The organism is Burkholderia sp. RF4-BP95, assembly GCF_001521985.1.
GTDB classification, from domain to species: domain Bacteria; phylum Pseudomonadota; class Gammaproteobacteria; order Burkholderiales; family Burkholderiaceae; genus Burkholderia; species Burkholderia diffusa.
The window spans coordinates 224,610-243,302 of the sequence record NZ_LOSX01000027.1; the positions used below are offsets into that span (position 1 = coordinate 224,610).

An 18,693-nucleotide genomic window follows, 5' to 3' on the forward strand; every position below is an offset into this window, starting at 1 on the left:
TCTTCCTGCCCAACGAAAGCGTCGCGCCCTCCCCACTGCTCAGAGCGGCTTTGTTACAAACCGCAAAATTCCAGCATCAAACGCAACTGATCAGAAATCCATCGAAAGCGCCTCAACGCAACGAGGCCGGCGCACGTTAATGCGCCGGCCTCGTTGCACAACAATTCGCCCTCGCCGCGTTACTTCGCCGGCGCCTTGTAAGCGATGCAATCGACCTCGACCTTGCAGTCGATGACCATGCTCGACTGCACGCACGCGCGTGCCGGCGGATGCTCGCCGAAGTACGACACGAACACCTTGTTGAACGACGCGAAATCGCGTGCGTCGTCGAGCCACACGCCGCAGCGCACGACGTGTTCGAGGCCGTAGCCGGCTTCCTTCAGGATCGCGATCACGTTCTCGATCGTCTGCTTCGACTGCGTGACGATCCCGCCTTCGACGACCTCGCCGTTCACCATCGGCGTCTGGCCCGACACGTACAGCCAGCCGTCGGCCTCGACCGCGCGTGCAAACGGCATCACCTGGCCGCCGGTACCCTTCGCTTCGCCCACGCCATATCGCTTCATCGTTTCACTCCTTGATTGTCGACCGGCATCGGCGCGCAAGCGCCAGCGCCGGTCCCATGCAACGCACGGTTGCGGATGCGCGCGCCGACATGGCGCACGCGGCAAATCGGATCGGGACCGCGTTCAGAACGCGGCGTCGGCGCTCGCCGGCACGCGCTCGCCGCGCGCGACGAAACCGCCGGCGCGCGCGCCGGTCGGCTGGCCGTTCTCGTAGGTCAGCACGCCGTTCACCCACACCGCGTCGATCCCGTGCGCGGGCTGCTGCGGCTTCTCGAACGTCGCGGCATCGATCACGCGCGCCGGATCGAACAGCACGAGATCCGCGTGGTAGCCGACGTGCACTTCGCCGCGCCGCGCGATCCCGTAGCGGCGCGCGGACAGCGACGTCATCTTGCGGATCGCTTCCTCGAGCGGCAGCAGGTTCGTGTCGCGCACGTAATGGCCGAGCACGCGCGGGAATGCGCCCCACAGTCGCGGGTGTGGCAGCGGATCGTTCGGCAGGCCGTCCGAGCCGACCATCGTCGCCGGATGCGACAGGATCCGCCGCACGTCGTCCTCGGACATGTTGTGGTACACGGCGCCGGCCGGGCGGATCCGCTGCGCGGCCTCCTGCTCGGTCACGCCCCAGTCGGCCGCGATCGCCTTCAGCAGCTTGCCCGCGACTTCCGGATGCGGCTCCGACCACGTGATCGTGATGTCGATGTCGCCCGTCACCTGCTTCAGGTCGAGCGTCGACGAGCTGCGGCTGTACGGATAGCAGTCGCAGCCGACCGGCTGGTAGCGGCGCGCGCCTTCGAGCGACGCGAGCACCTCGGTGCTGCGCCCCCAGTTCGACGGGCCCGCGCATTTCAGGTGCGAGATCACGACCGGCACCTGCGCGTGACGGCCGACGCGATAAGCCTCGTCCATCGCGTCGAGGATCGCGTCGAACTCGGTGCGCATGTGCGTCGTGTACAGCGCGCCCGCATTCGCGAGCGGTTCGGCGAGCGCCATCACCTCCTCGGCCGGCGCCGCGAACGCGGAGCCGTAGGCGAGGCCCGACGACAGCCCGAGTGCGCCGTTCGCGAGCGCCTCCTCGAGCTGCGTGCGCATTCCGGCGATTTCGCCGTCGGTCGCCGCGCGGTCGAGGCGGTCCATCTGGTTGTTGCGCAGCGCGGTGTGCCCGACGAGCGCCGCGACGTTCACGGCCGGACGCGCGTCGTTGACGGCCGCGACATAGGCGGCAAAGGTCGGATAGCGGAATGCGTCGCGATCGCCGAGCAGGTTCATCGGGTCGGGCGGATCGCCCGCGAGCGTCACCGGCGACGCGCTGATCCCGCAATTGCCGACGATCACGGTCGTCACGCCCTGCGAGATCTTCGGCAGCATCTCCGGCGCGCGGATCACGTGCGTGTCGTCGTGCGTGTGCACGTCGACGAAGCCCGGCGCGAGCGCGCGGCCGTTCGCATCGACGACGGTCTCGGCGAGCCAGTTCGACAGATTGCCGATCGCCGCGATCACGCCGTTGCGGATCGCGACGTCGCGCGTGACGGGCGGCGCGCCGGTGCCGTCGTACAGCTGCGCGCCGACGATCAGCGTATCGGCGGCTTCGGGATGCGAATGCATGGTCAGTCTCCTACCGGTTGACGGTCTCCGCCGCCGCGGTGCGCATCGAGCGCATGCTTGATGCGGCGCAGCGATTCTCGGCCCGCATCGCCGAGCCGCAGTGCGACTCCGGTGACGAGCACGTCGATCGCCATCATCATCGCGTAGCGCGACGTCGAAGGCTTGTAAATGAAATCGGTTTCGAACGCGACGACCGGGATCAGATGGTCGGCAAGCTTCGCGAGCGGCGAAGCCGGCGCGGTGATCGCGATCAGCTTCGCGCCGTAGCGCTTCGCGAGACGGCAGCTCTCGAGCAGCTCGGGCACGCGCCCGCTCACCGACAGCGCGACGACCACGGCGTCGCGCGACAGCGTCGCCGCCACCATCCGCTGCAGCAGGCTGTCCTGGTAGCTCGCGACCGGCCGGCCGAAGCGCACGAGCCGGAAGCGCAATTCGTCGGCGAGCGCGGTCGAGCCGCCGCCCTGCCCGTACACGTAGATCATCTTCGCGCCGGCGAGCAGGTCGGCCGCCGCGTCGAACGACGTGTTGCGCAGCAGCTGGTGATTGTGCGCGAGCGCCACGCGGATTTCGTCGTAGACGACCGATGCGGGGCTCGCGTCTTCTTCGGGATGCTCGTCGGCCGGCACGAAAAAGCGCTGGCCGACGGCCGCCGCCTGCGCGACGAGCACCTTCAGTTCGCGCACGTCGCGGCAGCCGACGGCCTTCGCGAAACGCGTGACCGTCGCGACGCTGACCCCCGCGTCGCGCGCGAGCGCCCCGATGCTCGCATGCGCGGCGCGCGCGAGATCGGCGAGGATGAATGCGGCGACCTTGCGTTCGGCCTCGCGCAACTCGGGCGCGCATTCGGCGATCCGCGCGACGATGTCGAGGACCGGCTGGGCGACCGAAGCCGATTCGGCTGCGAACGGAGCGGACGGAGTGGCGGACGAATTCATCTGCTGAAAAGGATCGGGCGCCTCGTGTTACTAAATAACATCACCGCGCCGATGCTACTTTCTGTACCATCTGCATGTCAACTTCAGTGCAATGTATAGTGATGATGGAGCGGGATGACATGAAAGTTACAAACTATCAGGAACCGACAATCAATCCGTTGGGCAAGGGCCTCGGCAACCTGCCGAGCGCGAGCGTGCCGCTCGACGACGCGGGCCGCCTCGAGTGGAACCTGCTCGCGGAAGACGTCAGCCTGCCGGCCGCCGTGCTGTACGCGGATCGCATCGAACACAATCTGAACTGGATGCAGGCATTCGTCCAGCAGTACGGCGTGAAGTTCGCGCCGCACGGCAAGACGACGATGGCGCCGCAACTGTTCCGCCGCCAGCTCGACGCCGGCGCATGGGGCATCACGCTCGCGACCGCGCACCAGACGCAGGCCGCGTATCACGGCGGCGTGCGGCGCGTGCTGCTCGCGAACCAGCTGGTCGGCCGCCAGAACATGGCGATCATCGCGCAGCTGCTGTCCGATCCCGAGTTCGAATTCTTCTGCCTCGTCGATTCCGCCGACGGCGTCGACCAGCTCGGCCGCTTCTTCGGCGACGCGAAGAAAACGCTGAACGTCCTGCTCGAGCTCGGCGTGCCGGGCGGCCGCGCGGGTGCGCGCGACGCCGCGCAACGCCAGGCCGTGCTCGACGCGATCGCACGCTATCCGGACACGCTGAAGCTGGCCGGCATCGAACTCTACGAAGGCGTGCTGAAGGAGGAAGGCGAGATCCGCACGTTCCTGCAGGACGCGGTCGCGCTCACGCGTGAGCTGGCCGAAGCCGGCCGTTTCGCGCGCACGCCGGCGATCCTGTCGGGCGCCGGCTCGGCGTGGTACGACGTGGTCGCGGAGGAATTCGCGAAGGCGTCCGACGCCGGTTTTGCGGAAGTCGTGCTGCGTCCGGGCTGCTACCTGACGCACGACGTCGGCATCTACAAGAAGGCGCAGACCGACGTGTTCGCGCGCAACCCGATCGCCCGCAGGATGGGCGAAGGGCTGCTGCCGGCGCTGCAGCTGTGGGCATACGTGCAGTCGGTGCCGGAGCAGGATCGCGCGATCATCGCGCTCGGCAAGCGCGACGCGGCGTTCGACGCGGGCCTGCCCGAGCCGGCGCGCCACTTCCGCCCGGGCCGCGACAGCGCGCCGCGCGATGTCGCCGCGAGCGAAGGCTGGGCCGTCACCGGGATGATGGACCAGCACGCGTACCTGCAGATCCCGCCGGGCGCGGACGTGAAGGTCGGCGACATGGTCGCGTTCGACATCTCGCACCCGTGCCTGACGTTCGACAAGTGGCGCCAGTTGCTCGTCCTCGATCCGCAGTTCCGCGTGACGGAAGTCGTCGAAACCTTCTTCTGACGCCCCGCGCGCCCCGCCCCGCCGCCGCGCGGGGCGGCCGTCACGCGCGCTTCAAGCGGCCGGAGTACACTGCGCTTTCGTCCTCGGGGCCGCTTCGCCGCCGCAGCGCCGTCTGCCGCATGCGGCGCGAACGGACCCTCAACGCTGTTCAATGGAGAAAGCCATGGCCGCGAAGAAGATCCTGTTCCTGACCGGCGATTTCGCCGAAGACTACGAAACGATGGTGCCGTTCCAGGCGCTGCAGGCCGTCGGCCATCACGTCGATGCAGTCTGCCCGGGCAAGCGCGCGGGCGACAAGGTCAAGACCGCGATCCACGATTTCGAGGGTGACCAGACCTACACCGAGAAGCCCGGCCACAACTTCACGCTGAACGCGACGTTCGACGACGTCGATGCGTCGGCCTACGACGCACTCGCGATCGCAGGCGGCCGCGCGCCCGAATACCTGCGTCTGGATGCGAAGGTGATCGCGCTGGTGCGCGCGTTCGCCGAAGCCGGCAAGCCGATCGCCGCGATCTGCCATGCGGCGCAGCTGCTCGCGGCCGCCGACGTGATCCGCGGCAAGCGCATCTCGGCCTACCCGGCCTGCGCGCCGGAAGTGAAGCTCGCGGGCGGCGAATACGCGGACATCCCGGTCGATGCGGCCGTGACCGACGCGCCGTTCGTCACCGCGCCCGCGTGGCCCGCGCATCCGGCATGGCTCGCGCAGTTCCTCGCGCTGCTGGGCACGCGCATCGAGCTGTGAACGAAGCTGAATGAAATGAAGTGAAACGCCTGCCGGCGGCGGGTTCGCGCGACCCGCATGCCGCGCCGATCAGGACCGGTCGACGGGGCGCGCCCCGTCGTGCCGCTTCCGCCCTGCCCTTCAGTGCTGCGCCGGCGTCGAGCCGACTTCCGCGATCCGCGACTCCAGCATCGCCAGCGCACCCGACAGCGCAGTCAGCACGTCGTCCGGCAGTTGCGCCATCGTCTGGTCGAGAAACGCCTTGCGGCGCGGCAGGCACGCGTCGAACGCGGCGCGGCCGTCTTCGGTCAGCGTGACGTTGGTCACGCGGTTGTCGCGGGCATCGGACGCGCGCTCGATCCAGCCGAGCGCGTCGAGCGATTTCAGCTGGCGCGTGAGCGCGCCCGGATCGATGCGCAGCACCTCGACGAGCTTCTTCTGCGACGAATGCCCGCCCATCGTGTGCAGCGCGACCATGATGCGCCAGCGCGGCATCGGCTGCCCGACGTGCGTTTCGAACGCGCTCATGAACGCGCGATACGTGCGTCCGAATTGCTGCAAGATCGCGACGCGGTCCTGTTCTTCCATGCGCTGATGCCTACTCGTTCAATCGGTGAATCGTTCAATCGGCCGCGACATGCGGTTCGATCTTGTGCCGCAGTGCGATCGGCGGCACGCGGCGACACTGCCACACCGACACCACGGCGACGACGGCCGCCATCGCGACCCCCAGGTGAATCGCCCCGACCAGCGATTCGCGGGCCGCTTCCAGCAGCAGCGCGCCATTATGCCCGGCGCGGGTCAGCTCCGCGACGAGACCGCCCTGCGCGGCGCGGTCGATCAGGATCTGCGGATCGGCGAGTTGCGCGTGCCACTGCAGCGCGTGGTCGCCCGACAACGCATCGCGCACGCCGCTCGAATACATCTGGTTGACCAGCGTGCCCGTCAGCGCGGTGCCGATCATCCCGCCGACCATGCGCAGCGACTGCAGCAGCGCCGTCGCGATGCCGAGGTGCTCGCGGCCGGCCGTCTGCTGCGCGAACACGGTGAGGTTCGGCAGCACGAAGCCGAGGCCGATGCCGCCGGCGACCATCAGCGCCATCAGCACCCAGGTCGGCGTCGTGTGCGTCGACACGACGATGCCCGCGCATGTGATCGCGAACAGCACGAAACCGACGTGCAGCATCGTATTCGGATTGCGGATGCGCGTGACGACGCGGCCGTTCATGATGCTGCCGATCGTGATGAACACGACGAGCGGCGTGATCACGAGCCCCGCCTCCTTCGGCGACATGCCGAAGCCGCCCTGGAACAGCAGCGGCGCGTAGAACAGCAGCGAGAACATCGAGAAGCCGGCGAGGATCGCGAGCACGAACAGCGCCGACAGCGCGCGGTTGCCGAACATGTCGAACGGCAGAATCGGCTGCGCGCAGCGCTTTTCCCAATGCCACAAGCCGACGCCGGCGCCGACCGCGACGATCAGCAGCAGCGACGCCCAGCTCAAGACGCCGTACTTCGGCAGCCATTCGACGAACAGCTGCAGCGCGCCGAGCGACAGCGCGATCAGCAGCGCGCCGGGCCAGTCGAGCCGCATCTTGCGGTCGTGCTCGACATGGCGCAGATGCGGCAGGTAGCGCCACACGAAGAACAGCGACAGCAGGCCGACCGGCAGATTCACGTAGAACACCGAGCGCCAGCCGAACGACTGGGTCAGGATCCCGCCGAGCGACGGCCCGACCGCGTTCGCGATGCCGAACGCGGAGCTCATCAATACCTGCCAGCGCAGCCGCACGACGGAATCGGGGAACAAATCGGGAATGCACGCGAACGCGGTGCCGACCAGCATCCCGCCGCCGATCCCCTGCAGGCCGCGCGCGAGCACCAGGAACAGCATGTCGTTGGCCATCCCGCACAGCACCGACGCGCCGGTAAACACGACGATGGACACGATCACGAACGGCTTGCGTCCGTAATAATCGCCGAGCCGGCCGAAGATCGGCACGGTGATCACGGAACTGAGCAGGTACGAGGTCGCGACCCACGCATACAGGTCGAACCCCTTGAGTTCGGCGACGATGGTCGGCAACGCGGTGCCGACGACCGTCTGGTCGAGCGCGACGAGCATGGTGACGAACGAGATCCCGATCATCGCCAGCAGCGATTCGCGGAACGGCAGGACTTGCCCGCTCGAATGGTGGGCGGCAGTATGGACGGCCATTTTTTGTTGATGCAACTTTTGACGAGTCAAACAATCTCAAAATTCTAGCACGCCGGAGTAATCTAGGCTGGCGACGGATTTGGGGCCGATGGCCGCCAGGGAGAAAGATGGAACCGATTTCAATCACGCCTGCCGCGACGCTGTCGCCGGAAGACCAGGACGCATTGCGACGCGCGAAGCAGGTGCTGGAAAGCCCGTCGCTGACGATGAAGCTGACGGGCGTGCTGGGCGCGCCGGTCGAGAAGATGATCGCGCGGCTGCCCGACTTCGCGACCGGCAAGATCAACGACGCGACGCAGCTGGCGCTGCGCAAGTGCCTGAACATCGCGCTGCGCACGCTCGGCAAGCCGCAGACGCCCGATGCCGAGCCGGACAAGCCGAGCAACCTGCTGCACAAGCTCGCGGTCGCGACGACCGGCGCGGCGGGCGGCGCGTTCGGCTTCCTCGCGCTGCCGGTCGAGCTGCCGGTGACGACCACGCTGATCTTCCGCTCGGTGTGCGACATCGCGCGCAGCGAGGGCGAGGACCTGGGCTCGGTGGATACGCAGTTGCAGTGCCTGGCCGTGCTCGGCATGGGCGGCAACGCGGACAAGCGGGAAGAGGACGCCGATCTCGGCTATTTCGTGCTGCGCGGCGCGCTCGCGCAGGCGATTTCGAAAGCGTCGTCGGACATCACGACGAAAGGAATCACCGCGCACAGCTCGGCGGCGGTGTTCAAGCTGGTGCAGACGGTGGCATCACGTTTCTCGGTGCAGGTCACCGAGCAGATGGCCGCGAAGTCGATCCCGGCGATTGGCGCGGTGCTGGGGGCGACCGTCAACACGCTGTTCATCGACCACTTCCAGCAGATGGCGCACGGCCACTTCACCGTGCGCCGGCTCGAGCGCAAGTACGGCCCGATCGCCGTCAAGGCCGCGTATCAGGCGATCGACGGCTCGCCCACGCGCTGAACCGCCCGCTCGACCGCGACGCGGCGCAGGAATGCGGCCGCACGGTCGAGCGCGTCGCGGGACTCCGGCACCATCGGCGTGTAGAGCTGCCACACGTGCGGCATGTCGGGCCACACCTCGATCTCCACCGGCACGCCGGCCGCCTTCGCGTTGTCGGCGACGCGGCGCGAATCGTCGAGGAGCACCTCGGTGCTGCCGGCCTGGATGAAGAGCGGCGGCAGCCCGGTGAAGTCCGCATAGAGCGGCGACGCGTACGGATGCGTCGCCGATTCGTCTCCCAGATACAGCTTCGCCGCCTTCGGCAGCGCCGCGGCCGCGAACATCGGGTCGCGGCCGTCGTTGCTGCGCATCGTGTCGCCGGTGCCGGCCAGGTCGGTCCACGGCGAGAACAGGATCGCGCCGGCCGGCAACGGTTCGCCGCGATCGCGCAGCGCGACGAGCGTCGCGAGCGCGAGGCCGCCGCCCGCCGAATCGCCGCCGAACACGATTGACTCCGGCGGCGTGCCGAGCGCGAGCAATTGCCGGTACGCGGCCAGCGCGTCGTCGAGCGCGGCCGGGAAGCGGTTCTCGGGCGCGAGCCGGTAGTCGAGCGAGAACGAGCGCACGCCCGCGCGCTTCGTGAGGCCGAACACGAGCGGTCGATGGGTTTTCGTCGAACAGAAGTAGTAGCCGCCGCCGTGGAAGTACAGCAGCGTGCGGCCGGGCCCGCGAGCGGCGGCCGCATCGGTGCGTTCGAGCCATTCGCCGCGCAGCGGCGCGTCGCCGGGACCGTAGCATTCGCGCAGCCGGTAGCCCGACGGTGCGCGACGCGGCACGATCATCCTCAGATCGGTAAAGCGCCGCGCGCGGGCAGGGTCGAGCACCGGGCGCGTGGTCTCGGGACGAAACTGCCGGCGCAGCAGCCAGCACGCGAACTTGCTTTGCCAACTCATCCAACACACTCCATCGTCGCAGTGTGACGATGGTACGTGCGATCGTCACCGCGCCGCTCGACGGGAGCCTCTATATCAAACGCCGGCGCGCGGTTCGCCGGCCTCAGCTCGCCGGCATCATCTGGCCGCGGATCTCGCCGGACGGATGCTCCTTCGTGTGCACGTTGAAATACCACTTGCCGGCCATCAGGTCGGTCACCTGCGAGTCGGTCAGCTCCTTCGAACCCTTGATCGGGCTCGCGAGCGCGTCCTTCGGGATCGGCACCTGCACGCCGGCGTTCTGGCCGACCGGCGCGGGCCCGTGGAAATGCGCGGCGGTGGCCGGCCCCGTGAGATGTTCGTACGTCGCCGTCCACTGCAGCATGTGGGTGGCCGTGTCGTAGGTCGCAGCGACGGCGCCGGCGCCCTTGGTCGCGGTGGGCGGCACTTCGCTCGACGGCTGCAGATTGGCGGACAGGCGCACCGTTTCGGCGGCGGCGCTGCCGGCGGCCAGGACGCCCGCGAGCAACGCCACCTGGAGCAAACGCAGCTTCGGCATGAATCCTCCTTGTACGACGGGGTACGCCACCCGGACGGGGGACGTTCCATGATGGTAGTCGATCGCCGCCGATCCGGCACCGCTGCGTCGCCCGCCAGCCTGACGGAACCTGGAAGAGACCTTTGCAGCGCGAGCCCTGAATCCATGCGCGGCCTTTCGCTACACTTCGTCTCACAGTTGCTTGTTTCCTTCGTCCGAAGGAGTCTGCGAGTATTCACGCGGCCATCCGGCCGCGTTTTTTTTGCCCGTGCCCGGGCGGCATGCACGCATGCGTCGGGCAAACTCCGCTTCGCGGGCCGTCAAGCATCACGAATCGATTGTCGCCACGGCGATCGGGTCGGACGTCGCGCCGACCCCGCGCCCTCACGCGCGATAGCCCGGATCGATCCGATCGACGATGCGCTGCAACGCGTCGAATGCGTCCTGCCCCGCGCCGTGCTTCGGATCGAAGTTCAGCGAGTCGCGCACGCAGCCCTCGAGCACCGGCGGCGCAATCGGCAGCGCGTCGCCGATCGCGTGAGTCGCGACCTGCACCTCGCACGCGCGATTGAGCAGCCACATCAACGAGAAGGTCTGCGCGAGCGTCGCGCCGATCGTCACGGGCCCGTGGTTGCGCAGCAGCAGCACCGGCCGGCCGCCGGCGCTCTCGACGATGCGCCGCCCTTCCTCGAGGTGCACCGTGATGCCCTCGAAATCGTGATACGCGATCTTCCCGTACAACTGCGCCGAATAGAAGTTCGAGAACGACAGGCCGTCGCGCGAGCAGCACACGGCCATCGTCGGCGTCGTGTGCACGTGCATCACGCAGTGCGCGTCGGGCAGCGCCGCATGGATCGCGCTGTGGAACGTGAAGCCGGCCGGATTGATCGGCCAGTCGGAATGGCCGATCACATTGCCGTCGATGTCGATCTTCACGAGGTTCGACGCGCATACCTCGCGGTAATGGAGCCCGAACGGATTGATCAGGAAATGGCCGTCCTCGCCCGGCACGCGCAGCGAGATGTGGTTGTAGATCAGCTCGGTCCAGCCGAGATGGTCGAAGATCCGGTAGGCGGCCGCGAGCTGCACGCGCGCCTGCCATTCGGCTTCGGAGAAGCGGGCGGGACGCGTGAACGGCTGGTTCGGTACACGTTGCATGGGGCACTCCGGTTGCGGGCGGGGCGGCCGCGCGGGCGGCTCGCGCATCGTTCGGCACCGCTGCGGCCCGCGTTGCGCGAGCCGTCCGGCGGCACCCGTCACGATACGCATATCGTTGCGCGCACAACCATATCACCTTTCCCCGCACACCGGTATCGCGGGTTTGGCCCGAGCCGTTCCGGCCCTTACAACTGGTCTTCGACCGGCAGCAGCATGAAGAGGCCGGTCATCAGGTTGCGCATCAGCCCCGCATGCGGATCGACGTGATAGGTGGCCGGCTCGCCGTTGTCGGTGCCGGTCCACTCGAGTTCGGGCGTGCCGCCGCCCGCCGGCGTCGCGAGGCTCACGCGATAGCTTTCGTCGGGCTGCGTCACGCGCGCGAAGATCGCCGCGGCCTGCTGCGCGATCTTCGGGCTGTGGATCACGAGCGCGAGTTCCGTATTCAGGTACGCCGAACGCGGATCGAGGTTCAGCGACCCGATCACGAGGACCTTGCGGTCGATCACGTACGCCTTCGCATGCAGGCTCGCACGCGAGCGCGAGCCGAACAGGCCCGCGCGCGGCGGGTTCGGCCGCGCCTTGAATTCGTACAGTTCGACGCCGTGCTGCAGCAACGGCACGCGGTACGGCGCGTAGCCGGCCTGCACGGCGACCGCGTCGGTCGCGGCGAGCGAATTGGTCAGGATCGCGACGCGCACGCCGCGCGCGGCCGTGTCGCCGAGGATCTTCACGCCTGCGTCGTGCGGCACGAAGTATGGCGAAAACGCGAGGAATTCCTGCTGCGCGTCGCGCGTCAGTTCGACGAGGCGCTGCATCGGCGGGCTCACGTACGCGCCGCTCGGCCGCATGACCTTGTCCGGTGTGTCGACCTTGAACTCGGCCGGCGCCCACACCAGCTCGAGCTCGTCGCGCGCGATCTGCTGCGCGAGCGGCGTCGCGTTCAGCGGCTTCGCGTTGTACGGGTCGGCGTTCTTGCGCCAGTGGTCGCGCAGCTCGTCGCGCATCGCGTCGAGATCCTTCGGATCAAACTTCTGATGATTCAGCACCCGCAGCGGATAGCTGCTCGCGCTTGCCCAGTAGTCGTCGAAGCTCGTCGAGATGTCGTTCGTCACAGGGCCGGCCGCGAGCACGTCGAGGTCGCGGAACTGCAGCGTCGGGCTCGCGCTGAAGTATTCGTCGCCGAGGTTGCGGCCGCCGACGATCGCGATCTGGTTGTCCGCGATCATCGCCTTGTTGTGCATACGCCGCGTAAAGCTGTCGAGCCGCGTCAGCGAATTGGCCGTGCGCTCGACCATCCCGTACCGCGACGCACCGAACGGGTTGAACACGCGAATCTCGACCTTCGGATGCGTATTCAGCCCGGCCATGACGCGGTCGATGTCGCGGAAATTCAGGTCGTCGACCAGCATCCGCACACGCACGCCGCGATCGGCCGCATACAGCGCCGCGCCGAGCAGCAGCTTGCCGGTCGTGTCCTCGGTCGCGATGTAGTACTGCATGTCGAGCGTCTTCGTCGCCGCGCGCGCGAGCGCGATGCGCATCTGCAGCGCGGTCGCGCCGTCGGGCAGCAGCCGGAAGCCCGACTGCCCCGGATGCGCGGCTTCCGGCGCGGCCAGCGCGGTGCGCAGCGGCGTCGCGGTATCGGTCGGCAACGCGTGCGAGACGGGGCGATCGAGCGTGGTGGCGGGCGGATGCGTCGCGCAGGCGGCGACCAGCGACAGCAGCGCGCAGACGGCAAGCGCGCGGGCCGGGCGGCAGGCGGCGCGCCATGAGAGCGCGGCCGGCGCGCGCCGGATCAGAGACGTAAGCACGGAAACTTCCTCGACAGGCGGATCAACAGGTCCGCAATCGCCGCGGTGTGCGGCTGACGGGTGGTTCCAATCGATTCTAGTGGGCGCCCGATGAACCGGTCAATCGCGCGGCTCGCGCATGCGGCGCCGTGAACCGCTCGCGCGCGGCCGGCGCGGGCATCCGGGAACGGCAGCCCGCGGCCTGCCCGCCAGACGGGCACGCGGCATCCATGGTCCAACCAATCTCACGGCGTGTGGCCGCTTCGCTCGAAGTGGCTGCGCACGTAGTCGATATGGGTCTGCATCGCGGTGCGCGCCTCCTCGGGCCGGTGCGCGCAGATCGCGTCGCAGACCACCCGGTGCTGCCGCAACAGCAGCTCGGACGCCTGCTCGTCGTGCGTCGTCATCCCCGCGACGTTGATCGAGATGTGCTCGCGCAGCATCCCGATCACACTCGTGTGCAGGTGCAGGAACATCGTGTTGTGGGACGCCAGCGCGATCGCCTCGTGCAGCTTCGCGTCGGTCGACGCCTCGAGGGCCGCGTCGTCGTTCGCGTACGCGGTCTCGAGCTCGCGCAGCAGCGTCCGGATCCGGCGCCGGTCGTTCGCATCCGCGCGCAGCGCGGCGAAATACGCGGTCGCGCCTTCGAGCACGCGACGGAATTCGAGTATGTCGTCGCGCAGCGCCGGGTGATCGGCGACCAGTTGGCCCCACGGCGACGCGATGCCCGCGCGCAACTGGTCCGTCACGTACACGCCCGCGCCGCGCCGGCTCTGCAGCAGCCCGCGCGCGACGAGCCGCTGCGTCGCCTCGCGCACCGTATTGCGCGCCACGCCGTATTGTTGCGCGAGCAAGCGCTCGGCCGGCAGCCGCGCCCCGGCCGGCCAGGTGCCGTCGAGCAGCGCCGTCTCGATCTTGCGCATCACCACTTCGGTCCGGCCCCGTGCCGTCATCGCCGCCATCGCCGTCTCCCCCATCGGAATACCCGCCGCGCCGATTGGCCCAACCAATTTGAGCTGCGGCGCCGTCGCGGGAATTATGCAGCGAAATCGTCGTCCCGCATTCGCTTGCCGGGCCGGCACCCTGGAGCGAGACATGAACGAAAGGCACTACCCCGCCGCCGCCCCCGCGCACGTCTATCTGTTCGCGACCTGCCTGGTCGACCTGTTCGTCCCCGAAGCCGGGCTCGACGCGGTCCGCCTGCTGGAACGCGAAGGCCTGACCGTCCACTATCCGCGCGGCCAGAGCTGCTGCGGGCAGCCGGCCTACAGCAGCGGCAATCCCGACGAGGCTCGCCGCGTCGCGGCCGCGCAGCTCGATCTGTTCGCCGAGCCGTGGCCCGTGATCGTGCCGTCCGGCTCGTGCGCGGGCATGATCCGGCACCATTGGCCGGCCCTGTTCGCCGACGACCCCATGCACGGCCCGAAGGCGCGCGCGATCGCGGATCGCACCTACGAACTCGCCGAATTCCTCGTCCATGTGCTCGACGTGCGGCTCGACCGCATCGACACGAACGCCGGCCCGGACGAGCGCGTGGTGCTGCACACGTCGTGCGCGGCCCGCCGCGAGATGGGCACGCGCGTGCACGGCGTCGCGCTCGTCGACGCGCTGCCGGGCGTCACGCGCATCGAACACGAACGCGAATCGGAATGCTGCGGCTTTGGCGGCACGTTCTCGCTGAAACACCCCGACATCTCCGGCGCGATGGTGCACGACAAGGTCGCATCGGCCTGCGCGACGGGCTGCGACCGGCTCGTGTCGGCGGACTGCGGCTGCCTGCTGAACATCGGCCACGCCGCGACCAAGGCCGGCGCGACGCTGCCCGTCGAGCATCTCGCAAGCTTCCTGTGGCGCCGCACGGCAGGCGCCGGCTCGCTGCGCGGAGACGCGCAATGAGCGCGCGCGACGCCATCCTCGCGCGCCTGCGCGCCGCCGCGCCCGGCGTCGCCGCGAACGCCGCGCCCGCCCTCGATGCGCGCATCGACACGCATTACGCGGCGCGCCGCGCACCGGTCACCCCCGATTCCCATGCGCTCGTGCAGACGATGCAGGCCGCGCTCGCCGCGTCGCACGCCGACGTCTGGTGCGCCACCGCCGATGCATGGCCCGCGCAGCTTGCCGCACGGCTCGCCGACGCCGGCGTGCGCCGCCTGCTGCTCGACCCGGCCCGCGCCGAATCCGCGGCCCTCGCGCGTGCGCTGCCCGACGCGGTCGCGCCGGTGCCGTTCGACCGGCCGATCGACGCGTGGAAAGCCGAGCTGTTCGACACGATCGACGCGGGCTTCACCGTCGCGCGCTCGGGCATCGCGGCGACCGGCACCGTCGTGCTCGCGCCCGATGCCGGCACGCCGCGCACGGTATCGCTGGTGCCGCCGCTGCACGTCGCGCTCGTCCATGCGAACACGCTGCACGCGGACCTCCACGCGGCCGTGCACGCGGAGCGCTGGCACGCCGGCATGCCGACCAACGTCGTGCTGGTGTCGGGCCCGTCGAAGACCTCCGACATCCAGCAGACCCTCGCGTATGGCGCACACGGGCCGCGCAACCTCTGGGTCGTGATCGTCACCGAACCGACCGCAACCGCCTGCCAGGACCTGCCGCGATGAGCGACCAACCGCTGCAATTCGTCGCCCCCGGCGACTTCAAGGCCCGCGCGCGCGCCGCGCTCGACGATCCCGCGCTGCGCCGGAGCTTTCGCGGCGCGATGGACTTCCTGCAGGGCAAGCGCGCGACCCAGTTCCCCGACGACACCGAGCTGGAGCAACTGCGCGATCTCGGCGAAGCCGTGCGGCAGCACGCGCTCGCGCAACTGCCCGCGCTGCTCGAGCGGCTGGAGGCGAAGCTCACGGCGGCCGGCGTGCACGTGCACTGGGCCGAGACGGCCGCCGACGCGAACGCGATCGTGCTCGGCATCGCACAGGCGAAGAAGGCGCGCCGCGTGATCAAGGGCAAGTCGATGGCAAGCGAGGAAATCGAGCTGAACCATTACCTCGCGGATCACGGCGTCGACTGCATCGAGTCCGACATGGGCGAGTTCATCGTGCAGCTCGCGGGCGAGAAGCCGTCGCACATCGTGATGCCGGCGATCCACAAGACGCGCGGCGACATCGCCGAGCTGTTCGAGGAGCACATCCCCGGCACGCGCTACACGGAGGACGTCGACGAGCTGATCCAGACCGGCCGGCGCGCGCTGCGCCGCGCATTCGCGGAAGCCGACATCGGCCTGTCCGGCGTGAACTTCGCGGCGGCCGACACGGGCACGCTGTGGCTCGTCGAGAACGAGGGCAACGGCCGGCTGTCGACCACCGTGCCCGACACGCACGTCGCGATCATGGGCATCGAGAAGGTCGTCGAGAAACTCGAGCACATCGTGCCGCTGTCGAGCCTCCTGACGCGCTCGGCCACCGGCCAGGCGATCACGACCTACTTCAACCTGATCTCGGGCCCGCGCCGCGACGGCGAACGCGACGGCCCGCGCGAGCTGCATCTCGTGCTGCTCGACAACGGCCGGACGCAGGCCTACGCCGACGAACAGCTGCGCGCGACGCTGCAATGCATCCGCTGCGGCGCGTGCATGAATCACTGCCCCGTCTATACGCGCATCGGCGGCCACGCATACGGGACGACCTACCCGGGCCCGATCGGCAAGATCATCTCGCCGCACCTGCTCGGCCTCGACGCGACGGCCGACCTGCCGACCGCGTCGACGCTGTGCGGCGCGTGCGGCGAGGTGTGCCCGGTCCGGATTCCGATCCCGGAGCTGCTCGTGCGGCTGCGCACCGAGGCGAATCGCAAGCCCGACGAACCCGTCGCACATCCGCTGCGCGGCCAGGGCGCGAACTACAACCGCGCGGAAGACCTCGTGTGGCGCTTCTGGTCCGGCGCGTTCGCGCATCCGCGCGCGTATCGCGCATTCCGCTGGACCGCGACGCGGCTGCGCGCGCTGACACCGGCCAGGCAAATGGGCTGGACGCAGCACCGCACACCGCTCGAGCCGGCGCCGCGCAGCCTGTCCGACCTGCTGCGCGCACGCGGCCAGCCCGAATAGCCCCCCCTCGCTTTCAAACCCGTACCGATAGCAATCCATGGAGGAGACACCCATGCAGGTTTGGCATCAGATCTACACCCCGCTCGGCAGCCTCGGGCTGTCGGCGCTCGTCGCCGCGATCCCGATCATCTTCTTTTTCGTCGCGCTCGCCGCGTTGCGGATGAAGGGGCACGTCGCCGCCGCGATCACGCTGCTGCTGGCGCTCGGCGTCGCGATCCTCGCTTACGGCATGCCCGTGCCGCAGGCGCTCGCGGCGGCCGGCTTCGGCTTCGCGTATGGCTTGTGGCCGATCGCGTGGATCATCGTCGCGGCCGTGTTCCTGTACAAGATCGTCGTGAAGACGGGACAGTTCGACATCATCCGTGCGTCGGTGCTGGCGATCACCGACGACCAGCGGCTGCAGATGCTGCTGATCGGCTTTTCGTTCGGCGCGTTCCTCGAAGGCGCGGCCGGCTTCGGCGCGCCCGTCGCGATCACGGCCGCGCTGCTCGTCGGCCTCGGCTTCAAGCCGCTGCACGCGGCCGGACTGTGTCTGATTGCAAACACCGCGCCGGTCGCATTCGGCGCGATGGGCATTCCGATCATCGTCGCCGGACAGGTGACCGGCATCGACGCGTTCCACATCGGCGCGATGGCCGGCCGCCAGTTGCCGCTGCTGTCGCTCGCGGTGCCGTTCTGGCTCGTGTTCATGATGGACGGGCTGCGCGGCGTGCGGCAGACCTGGCCGGCCGCGCTCGTCGCCGGCGGCAGCTTCGCGATCACGCAGTACTTCACGTCGAACCACATCGGGCCCGAGCTGCCGGACATCACGTCGTCGCTCGTCAGCCTCGTGTCGCTTGCCGCGTTCCTGAAGGTCTGGCAGCCGAGCAGCGCGAAGCAGACGGCCGGCGGCCTCGTCGCGTCCGGCGGCGGCGCGGCGCTCGCGGGATTCGGCGCGGGCGGCGTCGGTTCGGGCGCAAGCCGACAGGCGTCGCCGTACACGCTCGCGCAGACCGTGCGCGCGTGGTCGCCGTTCCTGATCCTGACGGCCGTCGTCACCGTGTGGAGCATCGCGCCGTTCAAGGCGCTGTTCGCCGCGCACGGCGCGCTCGCGTCGACCGTCCTGAAGTTCCATGTGGCCGGGCTCGACCAGCTCGTCGTGAAGACCGCGCCGATCGCCGCGACGCCGAAGGCGCTCGACGCCGTGCTGAAGATCGATCTCGTGTCGGCGGTGGGCAGCGCGATCCTCGTGACCGCGCTGATCTCGATGGCGCTGTTGCGGATGAAGCCGCGCGACGGGCTCGTCACGTTCGGCGAGACGCTGAAGGAACTCACGCGCCCGATCCTGTCGATCGGCCTCGTGCTCGCGTTCGCGTTCGTCGCGAACTACTCGGGGATGTCGTCGACGCTCGCGCTGATGCTCGCCGCGACCGGCGCCGCGTTCCCGTTCTTCTCGCCGTTCCTCGGCTGGCTCGGCGTATTCCTGACCGGCTCGGATACGTCGTCGAACGCGCTGTTCTGCTCGCTGCAGCAAGCGACCGCGCACCAGCTCGGCGTGCCCGAGACGCTTGCCGTCGCCGCGAACACCACGGGCGGCGTGACCGCGAAGATGATCTCGCCGCAGTCGATCGCGGTCGCATGCGCGGCGACCGGCCTCGTCGGCAAGGAATCGGAGCTGTTTCGCTTCACGGTGCGCCACAGCCTGCTGTTCGCGGTGATCGTCGGCCTGATCACGCTCGTGCAGGCCTACGTGCTGCCGGGGATGGTGCCGTAAGCAAGCGGCGCGGCCGCTTTCCGGTTCGCCGAAAAACAAAAACCCCACGCCCGCAGGAGCGTGGGGTTTCGTTCATCCCGGGCGCCGGACGCGGCCG

At 69.0% G+C, this 18,693-nt stretch carries 17 protein-coding genes; 7 read left to right on the forward strand and 10 right to left on the reverse strand.

The genetic code is table 11. From position 1 onward, the window contains the following. Nucleotides 1-179 precede the first annotated feature (179 nt). The 3 genes from WS46_RS12110 to WS46_RS12120 all read right to left on the reverse strand — a co-directional run bounded on the left by WS46_RS12110 (nt 180) and on the right by WS46_RS12120 (nt 3,106). Nucleotides 180-566: a RidA family protein gene (locus WS46_RS12110; RefSeq protein ID WP_006751946.1), complete on the reverse strand. Its 387-nt coding sequence runs from the start codon at nt 564-566 to the stop codon at nt 180-182. Nucleotides 567-689: 123 nt separating this feature from the next. Beyond that, nucleotides 690-2,171: an amidohydrolase family protein gene (locus WS46_RS12115; protein WP_059690657.1), complete on the reverse strand. Its 1,482-nt coding sequence runs from the start codon at nt 2,169-2,171 to the stop codon at nt 690-692. Between the two features lie 2 nt (nt 2,172-2,173). Then, nucleotides 2,174-3,106 carry a MurR/RpiR family transcriptional regulator gene (locus tag WS46_RS12120; RefSeq protein ID WP_059528223.1) on the reverse strand — a complete coding sequence of 311 codons (933 nt, stop codon included), beginning with the start codon at nt 3,104-3,106 and terminating at the stop codon, nt 2,174-2,176. Nucleotides 3,107-3,225: 119 nt separating this feature from the next. Here WS46_RS12120 and WS46_RS12125 point away from each other — a divergent pair, with 119 nt between their 5' ends. Together WS46_RS12125 and WS46_RS12130 are read left to right on the forward strand one after the other, a co-directional pair. Then, nucleotides 3,226-4,506, forward strand: coding sequence for an amino acid deaminase (locus WS46_RS12125; protein ID WP_059690658.1), 1,281 nt, complete (start codon nt 3,226-3,228; stop codon nt 4,504-4,506). A 163-nt stretch (nt 4,507-4,669) separates the two neighbouring features. Further along, nucleotides 4,670-5,251, forward strand: coding sequence for a DJ-1/PfpI family protein (locus WS46_RS12130; protein ID WP_014896064.1), 582 nt, complete (start codon nt 4,670-4,672; stop codon nt 5,249-5,251). A gap of 120 nt (nt 5,252-5,371) precedes the next feature. Here WS46_RS12130 and WS46_RS12135 read toward each other — a convergent pair whose 3' ends face one another. Together WS46_RS12135 and WS46_RS12140 are read right to left on the reverse strand one after the other, a co-directional pair. Further along, entirely contained in the window at nt 5,372-5,818 is a 447-nt protein-coding gene (locus tag WS46_RS12135; protein WP_059607688.1) for a MarR family winged helix-turn-helix transcriptional regulator, read from the reverse strand. Nucleotides 5,819-5,852: 34 nt separating this feature from the next. Further along, a complete protein-coding gene (locus tag WS46_RS12140; RefSeq protein WP_059690659.1) occupies nt 5,853-7,448 on the reverse strand; it encodes an MDR family MFS transporter in 1,596 nt (531 codons plus the stop codon). A 107-nt stretch (nt 7,449-7,555) separates the two neighbouring features. On the opposite strand from WS46_RS12140, the gene WS46_RS12145 reads away from it, so the two are divergent. Then, nucleotides 7,556-8,398 (forward strand): EcsC family protein, encoded by an 843-nt coding sequence (locus WS46_RS12145; protein WP_059690660.1) that lies wholly within the window; start codon nt 7,556-7,558, stop codon nt 8,396-8,398. On the opposite strand, the gene WS46_RS12150 is transcribed toward WS46_RS12145, so the two are convergent. The 5 genes from WS46_RS12150 to WS46_RS12170 all read right to left on the reverse strand — a co-directional run bounded on the left by WS46_RS12150 (nt 8,368) and on the right by WS46_RS12170 (nt 13,757). Continuing rightward, on the reverse strand, nt 8,368-9,330 hold the full coding sequence (locus WS46_RS12150) for an alpha/beta hydrolase (protein ID WP_059528238.1): 963 nt from the start codon (nt 9,328-9,330) through the stop codon (nt 8,368-8,370). The genes WS46_RS12145 and WS46_RS12150 overlap by 31 nt on opposite strands. A 103-nt stretch (nt 9,331-9,433) precedes the next feature. Next, complete coding sequence (locus tag WS46_RS12155) at nt 9,434-9,868, reverse strand: CHRD domain-containing protein (RefSeq protein ID WP_059528240.1); 435 nt, start codon at nt 9,866-9,868, stop codon at nt 9,434-9,436. A 363-nt stretch (nt 9,869-10,231) separates the two neighbouring features. Beyond that, nucleotides 10,232-11,005, reverse strand: a complete 774-nt coding sequence (locus WS46_RS12160) for a class II aldolase/adducin family protein (RefSeq protein WP_006497398.1) — start codon at nt 11,003-11,005, stop codon at nt 10,232-10,234. A gap of 185 nt (nt 11,006-11,190) precedes the next feature. Beyond that, on the reverse strand, nt 11,191-12,816 hold the full coding sequence (locus tag WS46_RS12165) for a phospholipase D family protein (protein WP_059690661.1): 1,626 nt from the start codon (nt 12,814-12,816) through the stop codon (nt 11,191-11,193). A gap of 224 nt (nt 12,817-13,040) precedes the next feature. Continuing rightward, on the reverse strand, nt 13,041-13,757 hold the full coding sequence (locus WS46_RS12170; RefSeq protein ID WP_059690662.1) for a FadR/GntR family transcriptional regulator: 717 nt from the start codon (nt 13,755-13,757) through the stop codon (nt 13,041-13,043). A gap of 133 nt (nt 13,758-13,890) precedes the next feature. On the opposite strand from WS46_RS12170, the gene WS46_RS12175 reads away from it, so the two are divergent. The 4 genes from WS46_RS12175 to WS46_RS12190 are packed head-to-tail and all read left to right on the forward strand — an operon-like array spanning nt 13,891 to nt 18,596. Then, complete coding sequence (locus WS46_RS12175) at nt 13,891-14,691, forward strand: (Fe-S)-binding protein (RefSeq protein ID WP_059690663.1); 801 nt, start codon at nt 13,891-13,893, stop codon at nt 14,689-14,691. Further along, on the forward strand, nt 14,688-15,401 hold the full coding sequence (locus WS46_RS12180) for an LUD domain-containing protein (RefSeq protein ID WP_059690664.1): 714 nt from the start codon (nt 14,688-14,690) through the stop codon (nt 15,399-15,401). The genes WS46_RS12175 and WS46_RS12180 overlap by 4 nt, the downstream gene beginning before the upstream one ends. Beyond that, a complete protein-coding gene (locus tag WS46_RS12185) occupies nt 15,398-16,843 on the forward strand; it encodes a LutB/LldF family L-lactate oxidation iron-sulfur protein (protein WP_059690665.1) in 1,446 nt (481 codons plus the stop codon). The genes WS46_RS12180 and WS46_RS12185 overlap by 4 nt, the downstream gene beginning before the upstream one ends. 52 nt (nt 16,844-16,895) lie before the next feature. Beyond that, a complete protein-coding gene (locus tag WS46_RS12190) occupies nt 16,896-18,596 on the forward strand; it encodes a lactate permease LctP family transporter (protein ID WP_059690666.1) in 1,701 nt (566 codons plus the stop codon). Nucleotides 18,597-18,693: the final 97 nt, after the last annotated feature.